Source organism: Methanoculleus formosensis (assembly GCF_025384765.1).
In the GTDB taxonomy this organism is placed as follows: Archaea; Halobacteriota; Methanomicrobia; order Methanomicrobiales; family Methanoculleaceae; genus Methanoculleus; species Methanoculleus formosensis.
The window spans coordinates 1-16,002 of sequence record NZ_VHLL01000011.1 but is presented as its reverse complement, the minus strand read 5'-3'; the positions used below and the strand labels follow the sequence as shown (position 1 = coordinate 16,002).

The 16,002-nt window shown below is 62.9% G+C and carries 21 protein-coding genes; 14 read left to right on the top strand and 7 right to left on the bottom strand.

All coding sequences use genetic code 11. From position 1 onward, the window contains the following. The first annotated feature begins 143 nt into the window (after positions 1 to 143). The 11 genes from rpl7ae to FKB36_RS12325 all read left to right on the top strand — a co-directional run bounded on the left by rpl7ae (position 144) and on the right by FKB36_RS12325 (position 6,889). Complete coding sequence (gene rpl7ae / locus FKB36_RS12375) at positions 144 to 512, top strand: 50S ribosomal protein L7Ae (RefSeq protein WP_261598402.1); 369 nt, start codon at positions 144 to 146, stop codon at positions 510 to 512. Between the two features lie 10 nt (positions 513 to 522). After that, on the top strand, positions 523 to 732 hold the full coding sequence (locus FKB36_RS12370) for a 30S ribosomal protein S28e (protein WP_011843564.1): 210 nt from the start codon (positions 523 to 525) through the stop codon (positions 730 to 732). Between the two features lie 2 nt (positions 733 to 734). After that, on the top strand, positions 735 to 926 hold the full coding sequence (locus tag FKB36_RS12365) for a 50S ribosomal protein L24e (protein WP_261598401.1): 192 nt from the start codon (positions 735 to 737) through the stop codon (positions 924 to 926). A gap of 5 nt (positions 927 to 931) precedes the next feature. Next, positions 932 to 1,381: a nucleoside-diphosphate kinase gene (ndk, locus tag FKB36_RS12360; protein ID WP_261598400.1), complete on the top strand. Its 450-nt coding sequence runs from the start codon at positions 932 to 934 to the stop codon at positions 1,379 to 1,381. A 696-nt stretch (positions 1,382 to 2,077) separates the two neighbouring features. Continuing rightward, a complete protein-coding gene (locus FKB36_RS12355) occupies positions 2,078 to 2,749 on the top strand; it encodes a MarC family protein (protein ID WP_261598399.1) in 672 nt (223 codons plus the stop codon). Beyond that, positions 2,746 to 2,952: a hypothetical protein gene (locus FKB36_RS12350; protein ID WP_261598398.1), complete on the top strand. Its 207-nt coding sequence runs from the start codon at positions 2,746 to 2,748 to the stop codon at positions 2,950 to 2,952. The genes FKB36_RS12355 and FKB36_RS12350 overlap by 4 nt, the downstream gene beginning before the upstream one ends. Further along, positions 2,949 to 3,746: a nitrilase-related carbon-nitrogen hydrolase gene (locus FKB36_RS12345; RefSeq protein WP_261598397.1), complete on the top strand. Its 798-nt coding sequence runs from the start codon at positions 2,949 to 2,951 to the stop codon at positions 3,744 to 3,746. The genes FKB36_RS12350 and FKB36_RS12345 overlap by 4 nt, the downstream gene beginning before the upstream one ends. Positions 3,747 to 3,755: 9 nt before the next feature. Beyond that, positions 3,756 to 4,499, top strand: a complete 744-nt coding sequence (locus FKB36_RS12340) for a metal-dependent hydrolase (protein ID WP_261598396.1) — start codon at positions 3,756 to 3,758, stop codon at positions 4,497 to 4,499. Between the two features lie 61 nt (positions 4,500 to 4,560). Then, positions 4,561 to 5,766: a threonine synthase gene (thrC, locus tag FKB36_RS12335; RefSeq protein ID WP_261598395.1), complete on the top strand. Its 1,206-nt coding sequence runs from the start codon at positions 4,561 to 4,563 to the stop codon at positions 5,764 to 5,766. Continuing rightward, complete coding sequence (locus FKB36_RS12330; protein WP_261598394.1) at positions 5,706 to 6,317, top strand: DUF5803 family protein; 612 nt, start codon at positions 5,706 to 5,708, stop codon at positions 6,315 to 6,317. Before thrC ends, FKB36_RS12330 begins: the two co-directional genes overlap by 61 nt. Further along, the gene (locus FKB36_RS12325) at positions 6,314 to 6,889 is read left to right on the top strand and encodes a LysE family translocator (protein WP_261598393.1); all 576 of its coding nucleotides are present in this window, start codon (positions 6,314 to 6,316) and stop codon (positions 6,887 to 6,889) included. The genes FKB36_RS12330 and FKB36_RS12325 overlap by 4 nt, the downstream gene beginning before the upstream one ends. Here FKB36_RS12325 and FKB36_RS12320 read toward each other — a convergent pair. The 7 genes from FKB36_RS12320 to FKB36_RS12290 all read right to left on the bottom strand — a co-directional run bounded on the left by FKB36_RS12320 (position 6,864) and on the right by FKB36_RS12290 (position 12,404). Beyond that, positions 6,864 to 7,772 (bottom strand): thiamine pyrophosphate-dependent enzyme, encoded by a 909-nt coding sequence (locus tag FKB36_RS12320; protein ID WP_261598392.1) that lies wholly within the window; start codon positions 7,770 to 7,772, stop codon positions 6,864 to 6,866. The genes FKB36_RS12325 and FKB36_RS12320 overlap by 26 nt on opposite strands. After that, positions 7,773 to 8,927, bottom strand: a complete 1,155-nt coding sequence (locus tag FKB36_RS12315; RefSeq protein ID WP_261598391.1) for a transketolase C-terminal domain-containing protein — start codon at positions 8,925 to 8,927, stop codon at positions 7,773 to 7,775. It abuts the gene before it with no gap. Beyond that, positions 8,927 to 9,187 (bottom strand): 4Fe-4S binding protein, encoded by a 261-nt coding sequence (locus FKB36_RS12310; protein WP_261598390.1) that lies wholly within the window; start codon positions 9,185 to 9,187, stop codon positions 8,927 to 8,929. The genes FKB36_RS12315 and FKB36_RS12310 overlap by 1 nt, the downstream gene beginning before the upstream one ends. Continuing rightward, positions 9,187 to 9,732 (bottom strand): pyruvate ferredoxin oxidoreductase subunit gamma, encoded by a 546-nt coding sequence (locus tag FKB36_RS12305; protein WP_261598389.1) that lies wholly within the window; start codon positions 9,730 to 9,732, stop codon positions 9,187 to 9,189. Before FKB36_RS12305 ends, FKB36_RS12310 begins: the two co-directional genes overlap by 1 nt. Positions 9,733 to 9,875: 143 nt before the next feature. Next, positions 9,876 to 10,493: a 6-phospho-3-hexuloisomerase gene (gene hxlB / locus FKB36_RS12300; protein ID WP_261598388.1), complete on the bottom strand. Its 618-nt coding sequence runs from the start codon at positions 10,491 to 10,493 to the stop codon at positions 9,876 to 9,878. A gap of 98 nt (positions 10,494 to 10,591) precedes the next feature. Beyond that, entirely contained in the window at positions 10,592 to 11,464 is an 873-nt protein-coding gene (locus FKB36_RS12295; RefSeq protein ID WP_261598387.1) for a methanogenesis marker 12 protein, read from the bottom strand. A gap of 67 nt (positions 11,465 to 11,531) precedes the next feature. Next, positions 11,532 to 12,404, bottom strand: a complete 873-nt coding sequence (locus tag FKB36_RS12290; RefSeq protein WP_261598386.1) for a DUF368 domain-containing protein — start codon at positions 12,402 to 12,404, stop codon at positions 11,532 to 11,534. 319 nt (positions 12,405 to 12,723) lie between these two features. Between FKB36_RS12290 and FKB36_RS12285 the strand changes: the two genes are divergently transcribed. The 3 genes from FKB36_RS12285 to FKB36_RS12275 all read left to right on the top strand — a co-directional run. After that, on the top strand, positions 12,724 to 13,656 hold the full coding sequence (locus FKB36_RS12285; protein WP_390895717.1) for an NAD-dependent epimerase/dehydratase family protein: 933 nt from the start codon (positions 12,724 to 12,726) through the stop codon (positions 13,654 to 13,656). A 30-nt stretch (positions 13,657 to 13,686) separates the two neighbouring features. Then, positions 13,687 to 14,841 (top strand): cofactor-independent phosphoglycerate mutase, encoded by a 1,155-nt coding sequence (locus FKB36_RS12280; protein WP_261598385.1) that lies wholly within the window; start codon positions 13,687 to 13,689, stop codon positions 14,839 to 14,841. 480 nt (positions 14,842 to 15,321) lie between these two features. Further along, positions 15,322 to 16,002: CARDB domain-containing protein (locus FKB36_RS12275; protein ID WP_315901840.1), on the top strand; the 681-nt coding region annotated here is incomplete at its 3' end.

The window sequence follows — 16,002 nt, the reverse complement described above, 5'->3', positions numbered from 1 at the left end:
TGCGGAACTCCACCCCCTCTCCGGAGGGGGAATGACAAACATTTATCCCTCCTCTTATTGACATAATACAGCGCATTCGATCAGCTACGCTACTGATGAATGATGACGGAGCAGCAGAGAGCTGCACCCGAAAGAGGTGAGTTATGGCAAAGGCATACGTAAAATTCGAGATTCCGGAAGAGATCCAGAATAAGGCCCTTGAAGCCCTTGAGATCGCAAGAGATACCGGCAAGGTGAAGAAGGGGTCGAACGAGGCAACGAAAGCAGTTGAGCGCAACATTGCCCAGCTGGTTCTCATCGGATCAGACGTTGAGCCAGAAGAAATTGTGATGCATCTGCCGCTGCTCTGCGAGGAGAAGCAGATCCCGTTCGTCTATATCAGCAAGCAGAACGATATCGGCTCTGCGAGCGGCCTCGAGGTCGGCTCGGCAGCCGCCGCGATCGTCAAGTCCGGCAAGGCGAAGGACCTCGTCGATGAGATCGCGAAGCAGATTGCTGCACTGAGAGCGTGAGGGGTAAATTATGGCAAACGACGGAACGCCCGCAGAAGTTATCGAGATCATCGGCATGACCGGGATGCATGGCGAAGCCCAGCAGGTGAAGTGCCGGGTTCTCGATGGCCCGAACAAGGGGCGGATCATCACCCGCAACACGGTGGGCCCGATCAGGGAGGGAGACATCCTTTCGCTGCTCGAGACCGAGCGTGAGGCGAAGAAACTCTCGAGGCGGTAACCATGGTCGACAGATACATCTGCACTTTCTGTGGAGAGGCTCTGGAACCCGGAACCGGCAAGATGTTCGTCAAGAAAGACGGAACCATCTACTACTTCTGCAGCGCCAAGTGTCAGAACAACTACAGGCTCGGCCGGGTGCCGCGCCGCGTCGAGTGGACCGCGGCCGGACGGAAAGCCCGCGGTAAAGAGTGATCCCGATGGACCGCACCTTCGTGATGGTCAAGCCCGACGGCGTCCAGCGCGGACTCGTCGGGGAGATCGTCTCCCGGTTCGAGGCGAAGGGCCTCAAACTCGTCGGGGCGAAACTCGAACGCCTCCCCGAGGAGCGGGTCGTCGAGCAGTACCGTGAACACAAGGAGAAGCCCTTCTTCCCCGGCCTTAAGGCCTACATCATGAGCGGACCCTGCTTCCTGATGGCCTGGGAGGGGAAGGGTGCCGCCGCGGTCGTCCGCATGATGGTCGGCGCCACCAACCCCGCAGAGGCTGCACCGGGCTCTATCCGCGGCGATTTCGCGCTCGATATCGGGCGGAACGTGATCCACGCATCCGACTCCCCCGAGAGCGCCGCCCGCGAACTCGGCATCCACTTCGCACCGGGCGAACTGATCGGCTACTCCCGGATCGACGAGCCCGTCCTCTACGAGTGAACGGGGAAACCGCCGGATTCCGGCGGAGTCGTTTCTTTTTCTTGAACTTTTGTTGCGTAGCGGTGTGGGGGGATTTTGCTTTTGCGCGGCTTACGGGATATAGTCCGGGCCTTTGGCCGCACAGTGTCGGGTTGCTGGAGTTGTGTACGGCACAAATGGACGTCCAACGATAATTACCACGCTGTGAAGAGTTTTGGGTATGCGGTTGCGACAAAGTAGCCGATGTGAGGAAAGACCCCGTGCGGTAGACCGTGGTGGCCTGCGCACCTGACAATTTTCTTCGGTTGCACCTGGCACGGATTTCAAGGGGGTATCGCCATTGGGGGTGGCGGCTCGCGGGGAGGGGGCGTGCCCCCTCCCCTGTCTCTACCACACAAAAGTCGTCCTGAGATTCCCTTCGCCCCCACCCCGCCCGGCCTCCGGCCTCCTCCCCCGCCCCAAGGGGGGCGGGGGCAGTGCGTGGCGATAGCCCCACAGTCTGCTGTGCCAGGCTTTCCTCATTGTATAACCCCACCCCCCAGCCACGCCGCAAACATCCCGGACCACGAAAAGGGCCCGCACAGGAATAACCCAGCACCACCGCCCCCCTTCGCTGGAAAAATCCTTCACAAAAGAGGATTTCCGGAGCAACGAATCGCCCTTCCTCCCCCCAAACCACAAGTGCTAATATCAAACCTCCCGAATATCAGACTATAAATGGTGGATCTCCTGAGTTTTGCGTTGCTGAGTTTCTCTTCGATCCTCATCGTAGTGAACCCTCTCGCAGCCACCCTGATCTTCGTCTCCCTCACCGGCACGATGGACCAGGCGGCCAAACTCAAGGTCGCCCGCGACGCAACCTGGTTCGCCCTGGTCACCCTGCTGCTCTTCACCTTTGCAGGCGGTTGGATCCTGCAACTCTTCGGTATCTCCATCGAGGCGTTCCGCATCGCAGGCGGCGTCCTCCTCTTCGGCATAGGTATGGACATGATCTACGCCAAGACTTCCCGGACGAAGATGACGGCTACCGAGAAGTACGAAGGACAGGACGCGGACGATATCGCCGTCATGCCGCTCGCGATCCCGATGATAGCGGGGCCCGGTGCCATCACCTCCGTGATCGTGCTGATGAACGAGGCGATGGCCACAAACGGTGCGATGAACATGAACATCGCCGCACTCGCCATCGTGCCGCTCGCGGCCGTTACGGCCATCGGGCTCACCTATTACATGATGCGGAACGCCGACGTCATCGTCCGGCGCATCGGCCAGCGGGAGTACCGCGCCGCCAACCGACTGATGGGGATGCTCCTCGTCGCAATCGCAGTCCAGTTTATCCTCATCGGCATCAAAACCGCCTTCCCCATACTCACCGGAGGTACTGCATGACCCACAACCTTACGCTTCCCGGAGCCGCCCTGATCAGCACCTGCATCATTGCAGGCGGGATCCTGATCGCGGCGCAGATGTTCGCTGTCGTTATCCCGTTCGCCCCGTACGTCATGGTGGCGCTCGCCGTTCTCATCGTCATCGGCGCCGCCATGCTCATCTTCTCCGACAAGGGCCGGGAGATTAACCCGTCTCAAGAATGACGAAGATAACACTTGCGCAGGTTGGAGGCGGCCGTGGCAGCACTCTTGAGAGGCTTGAGGCGGCCGACCGGATGGCCGCCGATGCCGCGGCGGCGGGAGCATCGCTCATCTGTTTTCCCGAGCAGTTCGTGACCGGATGGATCCCAAAAGTCCCCTCAGGCTCCGGCGAGCCCCTGGACGGCCCGCTCACGGCTGCGTTTTCGCGGATAGCAGAGGAGAACGGCATCGCGGTCGCAGGATCGGTCGTCGAAGCGGGGCGAGAGAGACGTCCGAAAAACACCGTCGTGGTGCTCGGTGAAGATGGGGAACTCCTCGCCGCCTACGCGAAGATCCATCTCTTCTCCCCCGAGGCGGAGGACCGGCACTACACCGCAGGCGATCGCATCGCCACGTTCACCGTCGACGGGACGAAGTTCGGGATTGCCGTCTGCTACGATCTGCGGTTCCCGGAACTCTTCCGCATCTACGCTCTCGCCGGCGCGGAGTGCATGCTGGTCCCGGCGGCATGGCCCTGCTCCCGGCTCTCTCACTGGGAGACCCTGATCCTCGCACGGGCTCTTGAGAACCGCTACTATGTGGCCGGGATCAACACGGCCGGCCGGCCGGGCGCGCCCTGGTGCGGGGGGTCGCTCGCCGCCGATCCGGACGGCACCATCATCGGCCGGTGCGGGGCCGGAGAAGAGGCCCTCACCGTCGAGGTCGATCCTGTAGCGGTTTATGATGCCCGGTCCAGCATCCCTTCACTTTCAGACCGCAGAAGTGACCTTTATCACCGTCTGCTCTCTAAATTTTAGAGATTTCTGATGCGGGGTAACCAGCATGTATCGCTCAGTCTCGCCACGACAGCGCTCCTTCTCGCTCCCGGGGCCACCGCCATCGACCCGGCCGCGATCGCCGTCATCTTCTTCGGCGTCTTCGTCGGATCGCTTGCCCCGGACGCAGACGCCGTCGATGCAGCGATATTCAACGGCAGAATTGCCGGCGCGAAAGGGAAGAGAGGACAGGTCGTAAACGGTTTTGCCGTGGTGCTCCCGATCTTCGGCTATACCATCAGGTATCTCATCTACTACCCGATCTCCCTCGTCTTCATGCTCCTCCTCCGGAAGAGTTACCGGCACAGGCACCGCGGGCTGCTCCACTCGTTCTCGGGCGTCGCGCTGACATCCCTCGTTCTCTCCGGATATCTGGCCCTCATCCTCACCTGGTTAGGGCGGCCTCTCACGCTCCTCCCCGCGTTTGGGTGCGCGTTCTTTGCAGGGTGCATCCTCCACCTCGTCGAGGACACCTGCACCCCGGCCGGGGTCGCCTGGCTCTACCCCTTCTCCCGGCGGCGAGCGGCCGGCCGTGTCCGGGCCGAAGGACTCCTTGAGGTGCGCCCTGCAGCCTTCACCATCGCGCTGGTCGTAGCAGCGGCAGGGTTCGCCGTCGCGCCGTTCGTGACCGCCATGACGGCTGAGGAACTCGGATGCCTCGCGCTCGTCGCCGCTCCCGCCCTCTGGCTCCTCTTCATGCTCGTCTCCCGCGTCCGGCCCGAGCGGCGGGGGTGAGACGAACCTTCCCGAACCAATAGAGCATATCTATACGTATCCGCGCGATCAACGATTTTCTATGTACCGTCTTGTCTGCGTTCATTGTGGTGCAACCTACTCACCGGACCAGATCATCTATACGTGCAACCGCTGCGGACACCTGCTGACCGTCGAATACGACATGGACGGCATCGACGTCTCACGAAACGAATGGAACCGGCGCCCCCTCTCGGTCTGGCGCTACCGCGAACTCCTCCCGGTTCGGGGCGAACCGGTCTCCCTCCAGGAAGGAGGCACCCCCCTCTACCACTTGAAGAAGATCGGCAAAGAGCTGGGTCTCTCCGAACTCTACGCAAAACACGAGGGGATGAACCCGACCGGTTCGTTCAAGGACCGCGGGATGACCGTGGGCGTCAGCATGGCCCGCGAACTCGGGATGACGAGCGTCGCCTGTGCAAGCACCGGGAACACCTCCGCGAGCCTTGCCGCCTACGCGGCGAAGGCCGGCGTCCCCTGCGTCGTTCTCCTGCCCGCAGGAAAGGTGGCGCTCGGAAAGGTCGCCCAGGCGCTGATGCACGGCGCCCGGGTCATATCCATCCGTGGCAACTTTGATAAAGCGCTCGAGATGGTACACGAACTCTGCATCACCCACGGCCTCTATCTCCTGAACTCGGTCAACCCCTACCGGCTGGAGGGACAGAAGACGATCGGGTTCGAGGCGATCGACCAGCTCGGTGGAGAGGTGCCCGACCGGATAGTCCTTCCCGTCGGAAACGCGGGCAACATCTCCGCGGTTTACAAGGGGCTCCGGGAACTCGAATCTCTCGGGTTCATCGACCGGCTGCCGATGATGACCGGCATCCAGGCTGCCGGCTCCCAGCCGGTGGTGAAGGCGATAGAGCAGAACCTCGAGGTGCTGGCCCCGGAGGCCGCGCCCGAGACCATCGCGACCGCGATACGGATCGGCGCCCCGGTGAACGCAGAGAAGGCACTCGTCGCCATCCGGGCGACCGGCGGGACGGCGGCATCCGTGACCGACGAGGAGATCCTTTCTATGCAGCGCGATCTCGCGCGCAAAGAGGGGATCGGGGTAGAACCCGCCTCGGCGGCCTCGGTCGCCGGAATACGAAAACTTGCCGAACTCGGCCTGATCGACAGGGATGAGCGGATTGTCTGCGTGGTGACCGGGCATCTCTTGAAAGATCCCGAAACAGTGGTGCGACAATGCGAGCCCCCCATAGAGATCGACGCGGACCTGCCCTCGCTGCTCTCTGCCTTGCGCTGATCCTGATCGCTGCCCCGGCGGCGGCACAGGAGGCCGTCGTCCGGGTGCTCCCCGACGGCACCGCCTACGAGGCCTCGATCGCGGTCACGGGGAGCGAGCACAGGTTCTGGATGCCGGGGATGCTCGGGGAACGGGTCCCGCTCCAGGTCGAGGAACTCGAGGTGCTCGGGCCAGCGGGCCCGGTCGAGTACCGGGAAGAGGGAAGGGGCGTCATCACCTTCCCGGAGGGGAACTACACGATCACCTACCGGGCGCCCGTGAGGGATAACCACCTTGTCGTGGCCTTCGATACGCCGTATGCCGTGACCGTCGACCTGCCTGAGGGCTTTGACGTCAGAAACCCGCTCATCGGCATGGTCAGCCCCGGCGCCGAGATCTCCACCGGACCGAACGGCACCACGGAGATCGCCTGGGAGAGGATAGCCGTCGTCGAGGCCCGCTTCTACACACCGGAGCGGGTGATCCTGCTCACCACCTTCGGCACCGTATGGCTCGCGGTCGCGCTCGTCCTGATCCTCCCCATCCTCATCTCGCGGAGACGGGACGGATGATCGAGATCGTCGCCGCATCGTTCCTGATCGGGTTCTCCGGAGCCGCCTCGCCCGGTCCCATGACCGCTTCGGTTCTCGGCCTCGGAGCGCGGCCGGCCGGGCGGTTCGTCGCAGGGCTGATCGCGGGGCACGGCATCCCCGAGGCCGCAATGGTTGCGGCCATAGCCTTCGGCGTGCGCGACATCCCGCAGATCAACCTCGTCGCCCTCCTCGGCTCGGGCGTCCTGATCGCGTTCGGCGCCGTGCAGCTCCTCCAGGCGGGAGAGAGCGTCGCTGTGAAGGAGGAGACCCGGGCGCCGGTTGTCCTCGGGCTCGCATGCACACTCGGCAACCCCTACTGGTGGGTCTGGTGGCTCACGTTCGGCGTCGGATTCCTCGCGCTCCACCCGGCGTTTCTCGAGTTCTACGTCGGGCACATCGGTGCGGACATCGTCTTCCTCGGGCTCCTCGCCGTTGCAGTCTCACGGGGAGCAAACGTCCTCGGAACCCATTACAAAAAAGTTGTGCAGGCGAGCGGACTCGCCATGATTCTCTTCGGGCTGTACTTTATTCTGACGATTCTTTTTTCTTGATGTCGATGCCGAACCGCTCGGCGTTCGCATCGGCGATCGCCTGAATCTGCGCGATCACGTCGTCCTGCCGTGCGGGCTTGAAGAGGTGCCGGAAACGCTTCTGCTTCTGGAGGTACTCCTCGACGGGTCTCCGCCGTACCTTCTTTGCCTTCACAACCTCGCCGTCGACCATCTCGTAGTTCACCCAGAGACCGGTCTCGATGGCGAGTTTGGCCATGTTAAGCGTCTCGCCGGACTCAAAGCCCCATCCCGTGCAGCAGGGAGCATGCACCTGGATGTAGCAGGGGCCGGGGGTGTTGATCGCCCGCTCGACCTTCTGGACGAAGTCGTTCGGGTAGGCGATCGAGGCGGTCGCGACGTAGGGCGCGCCGTGAGCGGCGAGGATACGAGGCATGTCCTTCTTCGGAAGGGGGTTCCCCCGCGAACACTTCCCCGCAGGGCTCGTCGTGGTGCTCGCACCATACGGCGTCGCACCCGACCGCTGGATGCCCGTGTTCATGTAGGCCTCGTTGTCGTAGCAGATGTAGGTGATGTCGTGGCCGCGCTCGAAGGCGCCGCTGATGCAGAGCACCCCGATATCGAGCGTGGCACCGTCGCCGCCGATGCAGACGACCTTCTCCTTTCGCCCCTGCCGCTTCAGCGATGCCTCGATGCCCGATGCAACCGCTGCACAGTTCTCGAAGAGCGAGTGGATCCAGGGGACCCCCCACGCGGTCTCCGGGTAGGGCGTGGAGAAGACCTCCATGCACCCCGTGGCGGCGGAGATGATGACGTTCTCGCCGGTCGCCTTGAGGAGGAGTCGGGCCGCAAGCGCCGGGCCGCACCCTCCGCACGCCCGGTGCCCTGCCGAGAAGAGTTCGCATCCTTTCTCTACCTCAGCCATTCAGAGCACCTCCGTCCGTAGTCCATAAAACATATCTCCTTCTCCCTTCTCGGCGAGGTCGACGACCGCGGCGATGTCCCTCTTCCTCACATCACGCCCGCCGAGGGCGATGATGTAGTCGTACACGGATATGCCCGAACCCTGGAGCGCCGCCTTCACCTCGGTGCCGACCGCCCCGCCGCTGCCGAGCGATATATTCTTGTCGAGCACCGCCACCTTCGAGACACCCTTCAAGGCATCCGCGATCTCGGGGCCGGGGAAGGGCCGGAAGACGCGGATGTTCAGGAGTCCCACCTTCCGTCCGGCCGCGCGCATCTCGTCGATGGCGTCCTTTGCGGTGCCGCAGATGGAGCCCATCGCGACAAGCGCGATATCGGCGTCATCGAGCCGGTAGCCTTCGACGAGCCCGGAGTAGTCCCTCCCGAACTGCTCGCCGAACTCGCGCCCGGCCCTGACAAACGCCTCTTTTGCGCGATACTGCGCCTGATTGATCTCGTAGCGGAACTCGGTGTAGTACTCGGGCGTCGCATACATCCCGAAACTCAACGGCGCTGCCGCGTCCAGCCGCTGGTAGGGGTTAAAAGCCGGCAGATAGGCATCCGCCTCCTCCTGCATGGGGAGGGAGACCGGCTCGTAGGTGTGCGAGAGGATGAACCCGTCGAAACAGACGAATGCGGGGAGGAGGATGTCGTGGTCTTCACAGACCTTATAGGCGATCATGTGGAGATCGACAGTCTCCTGGTTGTCCTGCGCGTAGAACTGCAGCCACCCGGAGTCGCGCAGGGATATCGAGTCCTGCTGATCGTTCCAGATCGAGAGCGGCGCACCGAGGGAGCGGTTCGCGATCGTCATCACGATCGGCTGGCGCATCCCGGCAGCGTTGAAGCAGACCTCGAACATCAGGGCAAGCCCCTGGGACGTCGTTGCCGAGTAGACCCGGGAACCCGCCGCGCTCGCGCCGAGACAGGCGGAGAGGGCCGAGAACTCGCTCTCGACCGTGATGTATTCGGCATCGATCTCACAGTTCGCCACCATCTGGGCAAGATCCTCGACGATGTGCGTCTGCGGCGTGATCGGGTAGGCCGAGATCACCTGCGGGCGGCACCGTTTCACGATCTCGGCCACCGCATGCGACCCTTCCATAAATTCCAGCATTATTTCTCCTCCTTCTCCATCCGGATACTGTCCTTCGGACAGACTTCCGCGCAGATCCCGCAGCCCTTGCAGTAGTCGAGGTCGGGCTCGAACGTGCCCTCCTCCGTCTCGCGGACGCACCCTTCCGGACAGACCGTGGCGCACATGCCACACCTCGAGCACGTCTCGGGATCAAAGACCGGTTTGAAGACCCGCCAGGCGCCCGTCTTGTTGTCAAGCGCCTTCCCCGGCGGTGCGACGCAACCGACTCGCAGCGCCATTATACGGCACCCCCGACCAGGTTGTACGCACGTTCCGCCGCCCTGACGTTCTTGTCGGCCATGCTCCCGGAGAACCGTCTGCGCAGTGCATGTTCGAGCGCATCAAGTTTGATCTCGCCGGTGGCTGCCGCGAACGCACCCATCAGGGTTGTATTGGTGATGGGCACGCCCAGTTCTTCGAGCGCGATGGTAGTCGCATCGACGGCGTAGATCTTCACGCCCTCCGGGACCAGGGCATCGAAGTCGGGCTTCTCGGTGTTGATGATGGCGATACCGCCTGCAGTCATGCCGTTGAAGACGTCCACATCCCCGATCAGGGTCGGGTCCTGCACAATGATGTAGTCCGGCTCGTATACCTGGCTGCGCAGCCGGATCTTCTCGTCACTGAACCGGACGAACGCCTGAACCGGGGCGCCCCGGCGTTCCACGCCGAAGGCCGGGAATGCCTGGGAAAAGACACCTCCCTCGAATGCAGCGTAAGCAATGAGTTCGGCGGCGGTCACGGAACCCTGACCACCCCTGCCGTGAATGCGTAACTCTCTCAAACAAAAACCCCCTTTAAATCTTAATGATTAATAATATAAATACCCGGCACTCAACAGGGCGGGCCGGAACACCTGTTGCCCCCAAGAGGAGATAATTTTTGCCGGCGCCATGAGGAGAGGGTGCGAAAGCCGGAGACTCTCGCTCACTGAACGTTTGCGAGGCGGCTTCTGAGATCCTCGGCGGTGCAGTGCCGCACTTCCATGAGGGCCGAGACGATCGCGTCCGAAAAGACCAGCGCTACGGTCTCGAAGAGTGTCCCGAGCGGGGCGAACGACCCGGAGACCGATCGGTACTGTCCGGTGAGCTGGCGGATCTCGAAGTCCTGCGGGATATCCGCATCTTTGAGCCGGTTGTTCCCGATCTCGACGACGCAATCGGCCATGCGGCCGATACGCGAGTCGGCAGTCGAGGTGACGAGACAGATCTTCCCCCCGATCTCCCGGGCGGTCTCGCATGCGTCCACGACCGACCGGGTCTCTCCCGAACCCGAGAACGCGACGAGCACATCTTCCGGGCCGAACGCGGGCGTGATCGTCTCCCCGATGACGTAACTCTCGAACCCGAGATGCATCAGCCGCTGGGCAAACGCCCGTGCGACAAGGCCGGAGCGGCCGGCCCCGGCGAGGTAAATCCGTTTTGCACTGAGGATCTCTTCGAGGAATCGGCCGGAATTCGCCTGATCCACCATGCGCGCCGTCTCTTCGAGGCGCGACGTCATCAGGAGCATGAGTTCGGCGATACTGGGGCATTCTGGCTGCATAGTTCCGGCCTCTCCACTCTTCACAGTCCAGTATACTACCCCGCGTCACTTAAAAGAGTAGGAAACGGGAGGCTCTATCTTTGCAATCCCGGCACGGATTACCGCTCAACCGCGAGCCCGAGGATATCGGTTGCCCCGGTGAAGACGTCGCGGGCGATCCGGGCGAGTCCCCGGGCCGCACACCACTCGTCGTAGACGGTTATGTCACGGGAGAGGAGTTCCTCCACCCGCAGCGCGATGGCGGGCGCCATGGAGCCGGCGAGGGCGACGTTCGCGCCGGGATTGAGGAGGAGCATCGAGGCACACTCCATCGCGGCAAACATGGCCATCGTCTCCACCCTGAGATCAGGAGGCATGGTATGGTCCACACCCGCGTGGAGGAAAGCGTCGTTTGCCGTCGACTCGCCCCGGTCGATCCGGCGGATGGCGTCCACGTCGAGGGCACCGTGCCGGGTGCCGGGCGCGAAGACGCAGGCATCGAACGCGCCGGCGATCCTTCCGGCGGTCAGAAGGAGGGTGACGGTGTTCGAACTCGCGTCGCAGACCACGACGTCGTCCCCGAGGTCGCGTGAGACCTCATACAGGATCCCGATCTTCTCGGGGCTCGCCTGGTGGGAGTAGGCCTTGAACCGCGGATCGGTCGGGGATCCACGGTGCAGCCCGGGGATGACGACGGCGGGAAGACCGCTTGAGAGGATCTCGTCGTAGACCCTGGTGCCGCCGCCGATGTGCTTGCCGGCGCCCTCCCGGGAGACGACGCCGCGGTCCCGGACCTTCCTGATATCGGTGACGGCCGAGATGCCGTCGCCCATCGAGTAGCAGACGGCGATACCCTCGATCTCGTCGAGAGAAGTAAGGCGAGCAAGGTCGCCGGCCGAGAACTGCCTGGCTTCTTCGCGGGAGATCTTGAACTCCTCCTCTCCGCTTGAGAAGCGCATCGCAGTGGTGCCGTGGTCGATGCCGATGAACATGATAGGTACCTCGTTGCCTCCCAGGTGGAAGTAAGGTTTCGGATCGCCCCATAAAAGAAGGCCAGGATCAGGCCGTGCCGGCCTGGTAACGCCTCTTCGCGTACTCGAACGCGCCGACGACGGCGAGGCCGATGATGAAGAAGACCCAGCCGCCTGCAACCATATCCCCGGCCGCGGACCCCGTCTCCCAGAGCGTCCTCGACGAGCCGAGCATCAGGCCGGTGAGCAGGGCGAGCATCGCCGCGTGGTGGGTCGCGAGGAGGTACTTGAGAGCCTTCGTGAAGAGGAGGAGGCCCACAACACCTCCGGTGGCGTAGGCGACGATCTCGGGAAGGGAGAAGGCCCGGAGCGCCGCGAGCATGAACTCGTACTGGTTGAGGACGAGGGTTATGTAGGCTCCCGATATCCCGGGGAGGATCATGGCGCAGAGCGCCACCATCCCGGTGAGGAAGATGACCGGGAGGGAATGGCCGAGATCGAACTGCCCGAGGCTCCCGATGAGGTAACCGGCGATGGCCCCAACGACGAGGTAGGCGACGGTGACCACGTTCGGGGAGCGGATCTCAAGGAATATAGCGACCGCAGAGGCGATGATCAGGCCGAGGAAGAAGGAGTAGGTCGCTACCGTATGCTCGGTGAGGAGGGTGAGGATCACCCCGGACATCAGGAGGAAGGCGGTACCGATACCGGCGAGAAGGACGACGAGGAACGGAAGATCGATCTTCTCGATGTCTGAGCAAAGAGACGCAAAATCGCCCCGTACGAGGTGTTTTATCGAGGCGGGGTCGATGCTGCCGATGGCTCCGATCAGCCGTTCATAGATCCCGGTGATGAGAGCGATCGTCCCCCCCGAGACGCCGGGGATGACGTCCACGGCCCCCATCACGAGGCCGCGCAGATAGATCCCGGCGTATTCCCGGAGATCCGGACGCGGACTCATCGTCCGGCTCCCCCGCGGACTTCATCGCGGCACCCAGAGGACGCCGGAACGTTGATGCCGGCCCTGTAACAGATGCATACCGCCCTCACTTCGACTGCTCCTTGATCGATCTCCGTCAACAGCACCCATGAAGAATATGGCTCAATCCCAGGTGCCGATCTGTAAAATAGCCCCCATGCAGGTATTAACTTTTCCCTCCGTCGCAGGAGATCGCCACAGAGAGCGGGGCCGCGGAGAGGTGAGAGATCACCACCTCTTTAGAGGAGACCCGGAGCGGTGCCCATCCAGTAACCCTATAGCGTCGGAGAGATACTAATCTATGATGTTCTGTATCGTAACGGGCGGTGCCGGTTTCATCGGCTCGCACGTCGTCGATGCCCTGGTAGCGGCGGGAGACGACGTGCTGGTCATCGATGACTGCAGTGCGGGCACCGAGAGGAACCTTGCGCCCCACGCGGCAGGCGGGCGGGTCACCCTTGTCAGGCAGAACCTGCTCGACGATGGGTGGCAGGAGCAGTTTTCCGGCGCAGACCGGGTCTACCATCTCGCCGCGGACCCCGACGTCCGGCAGAGCGCCGTGACCCCGGACTCCCAGATCAGGAACAACATCGTCGCGACGCACCGGGTGCTCGAGGCGATGCGGGCGCATGGCGTGCCGGAACTGGTCTTCACCTCGACCTCGACCGTCTACGGCGATGCCGCCGTCATCCCCACGCCGGAGACCTACACGCCGCTCGAACCGATATCCGTCTACGGTGCGACGAAACTTGCCTGCGAGGCGCTCATATCGTCGTACTGCCACTCGTTTGAGATGACGTCCTGGGTTTACCGGTTCGCAAACATCATCGGCGAGCGGAGCGGGCACGGGGTCATCACCGACTTCATCCGAAAACTTCACGAGAACCCGCAGGAACTCGAGATCCTCGGCGACGGCAGGCAGACAAAATCCTACCTGGAGGTCGGGGAGTGCGTCCGTGCCGTGCAGTTCGGGATCGAGCACTCCCACGACCCGGTGAACACCTTCAACATCGGTTCCGAGGACTGGATCGACGTTGTCCGGATCGCCGATATCGTCACGGAGGAGATGGGTCTCTCCGGCGTCCGCTACCGCTTCACCGGCGGAGCGCGCGGCTGGGTCGGCGACGTGCCGAAGATGCAGCTCTCGGTCGAGAAACTCAAGGGTCTCGGGTGGCGGTGCGGGACAACTTCGGAAGAAAGCGTCCGGACAGCGGTCCGCGCCATGCTCGGGTGACGTCGCCCCGGATCACTGCACAGGGTTCGCATGAAGTACATCATCATTCTCGGGGACGGCATGGCGGACGAGCCGCTTGCCGAACTGGGGGGCAGGACGCCCCTCGAGTACGCAGAGATACCGAATATGGACAGGATCGCCCGCGAGGGCCGGTGCGGGATGCTACGGACAGTGCCCGCAGGGTTCGAGCCGGGGAGCGACGTCGCGAACCTCTCCATCCTTGGCTATGACCCCCGGACCTCCTATACCGGGAGGGGGCCGCTCGAGGCGGCCAGCATGGGGGTCTCCCTCCGGGACGGCGAGATGGCCTACCGGTGCAACCTGGTCGCGATCCGCGACGGCGTGATGGAGGACTTCAACGCCGGGCACATATCGAGCGCCGAAGGCGCCGAGCTCCTCCGCGACCTTGACGCCCGGCTCGGCAGCGTCCAGGTTCACCCGGGGGTCAGCTACCGGAACCTGATGGTCGTTTCCCGGGCGCGCGGCGCCGTCACCACCCCGCCCCATGACATCGTCGGTCAGCCGGTGGCTGGATACCTCCCGCGCGGAGACGACGCCGAACTCCTCCTCGACTGCATGGAGCGGGCACGGGAGGTCTTTGTTGACCACCCCGTGAACCGGCGCCGCGAGCGGGAGGGGAAGACCCCGGCAACCGATATCTGGCCGTGGAGCGGCGGGAAGAAGCCTTCCATCGCACCTTTCCGCGAGAAGTACGGCCTTGCCGGCGGCGTGATCTCCGCGGTGGACCTTCTATCCGGCATCGCCCGCCTCGCCGGGATGGAGGTGATCCGTGTCCCCGGCGCCACCGGGTTCATCGACACCGACTACGAGGCGAAAGCCCGGTACGCGGTGGAAGCCCTCGATCGTCTCGACTTCGTCTACATGCATGTCGAGGCCCCCGACGAGGCCGGACACATGGGGAGCGTGGAGGAGAAGGTGCGGGCGATCGAGCGGCTCGACGAGGCGATCGGGATCGTCCTCGACCGCCCGGAGACGACCGTCGCGGTCCTCCCCGACCACCCGACGCCGATACGAATCAAGACCCACACCGCGGAGCCGGTGCCGTTCGCGGTGCTCGGGAAGGGGAGGGATGATGTCTCCGCGTTCTCCGAGCGCGAGGCGCCGAAAGGGTCGTTTGGGCTCATAGAGGCCCCGGAACTCCTCTCCCTGCTCTTTTCGCCGTGAGCCCCCCCGACGGGGCCGGAACATTTGGCACTCCCATTTTGTAGTCTCCGTCACCATCACCACCCTGGTGCAGGCCGTCGGCGGCGTCACGCGGCGTTGCGCCTGCCCGCCGGTTACAACCAGAGAACATGGCACGCATAGAAGGTACGGATCCCGCAAGGAACATTTTTAACCCCGGCATCCACGCTTGCATCCCCGCAGGAGACCGCACCATGTCATCATCCTCTAGAGCAAGGGCTGAGCCTCAAAATAACTATCATATATATAATTATACCCATTGATGCAAAAACATTTTAATCAGACTTAATGGAAATCCAAGCAAATATAATTATCAATGACAATATTTAACAGAATTTCGAGATTTTCAAAAACCAATTAGTATATATGTCATTGCAATAAATTAATTTTGAGGGTTCCACCCTCACCTGCTTGCCGGGAGGCCAAAAGGGGTCCTCCCGGGGAGGCTCTAGGAGATTACGTATGAAGAGACCCCTATTTCTTGCGATAGTCCTCTGCCTGGTGCTCGCAGTTGCTGCACCGGTACAGGCTGCGCAAAGTGAGATGCCAACGGAGGGTACCTACGACATCGTCGTGTACACCGACGGCACGACAATCATCGCAGAAGACAGCACAGGCCAGGTGATCGACAGCGGAACCGCGGGGACCGATGACGGCGAGGTCGTCCAGGCCGCAGTGAAGGCCGTCGGGGATGGTATCATAGTTCTTCAGGCGGGGACATATGCCCTGCAGAGCCCCATTGAGATCAGGGTATCCAATCCTGCCCCGACGCCCACACCGACACCCACTGCAACACCGACGCCGGGAACACCCGACCTCGTCGTGACCGAGATCTCCTGGGCGCCGGCAAGCCCGGCACCGGGTGACGCAATCACGATGCAGGCGACGATCAAGAACCAGGGCACCGGTGCAACGCAGGCCGGCGTAATCCACGGCGTGGCCTTCACAACGGACGGGAATCTCGGCTCCGCGGTATGGTCAGACAATCACGTGGCGCCGATCGGCCCGGGTGAATGGGTTACGGTGACCGCGAACGGCGGTGCCGCCGGTGCAACCTGGACTGCGGCCGCGGGCACGCATACCGTCACCGCGACGGTCGACGACGTTGACCGCATGGCGGAGAGCAACGAGAACAACAACGTG

Coding starts and splice junctions, on each gene's coding strand:
- FKB36_RS12345 (WP_261598397.1), top strand. CDS start 2,949: ATGACGAAGATAACACTTGCGCAGGTTGGAGGCGGCCGTGGCAGCACT.
- FKB36_RS12290 (WP_261598386.1), bottom strand. CDS start 12,404: ATGAGTCCGCGTCCGGATCTCCGGGAATACGCCGGGATCTATCTGCGC.
- FKB36_RS12280 (WP_261598385.1), top strand. CDS start 13,687: ATGAAGTACATCATCATTCTCGGGGACGGCATGGCGGACGAGCCGCTT.
- FKB36_RS12320 (WP_261598392.1), bottom strand. CDS start 7,772: ATGGCTGAGGTAGAGAAAGGATGCGAACTCTTCTCGGCAGGGCACCGG.
- FKB36_RS12340 (WP_261598396.1), top strand. CDS start 3,756: ATGCGGGGTAACCAGCATGTATCGCTCAGTCTCGCCACGACAGCGCTC.
- FKB36_RS12355 (WP_261598399.1), top strand. CDS start 2,078: ATGGTGGATCTCCTGAGTTTTGCGTTGCTGAGTTTCTCTTCGATCCTC.
- ndk (WP_261598400.1), top strand. CDS start 932: ATGGACCGCACCTTCGTGATGGTCAAGCCCGACGGCGTCCAGCGCGGA.
- FKB36_RS12365 (WP_261598401.1), top strand. CDS start 735: ATGGTCGACAGATACATCTGCACTTTCTGTGGAGAGGCTCTGGAACCC.
- FKB36_RS12370 (WP_011843564.1), top strand. CDS start 523: ATGGCAAACGACGGAACGCCCGCAGAAGTTATCGAGATCATCGGCATG.
- rpl7ae (WP_261598402.1), top strand. CDS start 144: ATGGCAAAGGCATACGTAAAATTCGAGATTCCGGAAGAGATCCAGAAT.
- FKB36_RS12295 (WP_261598387.1), bottom strand. CDS start 11,464: ATGTTCATCGGCATCGACCACGGCACCACTGCGATGCGCTTCTCAAGC.
- FKB36_RS12315 (WP_261598391.1), bottom strand. CDS start 8,927: ATGCTGGAATTTATGGAAGGGTCGCATGCGGTGGCCGAGATCGTGAAA.
- FKB36_RS12350 (WP_261598398.1), top strand. CDS start 2,746: ATGACCCACAACCTTACGCTTCCCGGAGCCGCCCTGATCAGCACCTGC.
- FKB36_RS12310 (WP_261598390.1), bottom strand. CDS start 9,187: ATGGCGCTGCGAGTCGGTTGCGTCGCACCGCCGGGGAAGGCGCTTGAC.
- hxlB (WP_261598388.1), bottom strand. CDS start 10,493: ATGCAGCCAGAATGCCCCAGTATCGCCGAACTCATGCTCCTGATGACG.
- FKB36_RS12325 (WP_261598393.1), top strand. CDS start 6,314: ATGATCGAGATCGTCGCCGCATCGTTCCTGATCGGGTTCTCCGGAGCC.
- FKB36_RS12330 (WP_261598394.1), top strand. CDS start 5,706: ATGCGAGCCCCCCATAGAGATCGACGCGGACCTGCCCTCGCTGCTCTC.
- thrC (WP_261598395.1), top strand. CDS start 4,561: ATGTACCGTCTTGTCTGCGTTCATTGTGGTGCAACCTACTCACCGGAC.
- FKB36_RS12285 (WP_390895717.1), top strand. CDS start 12,724: ATGATGTTCTGTATCGTAACGGGCGGTGCCGGTTTCATCGGCTCGCAC.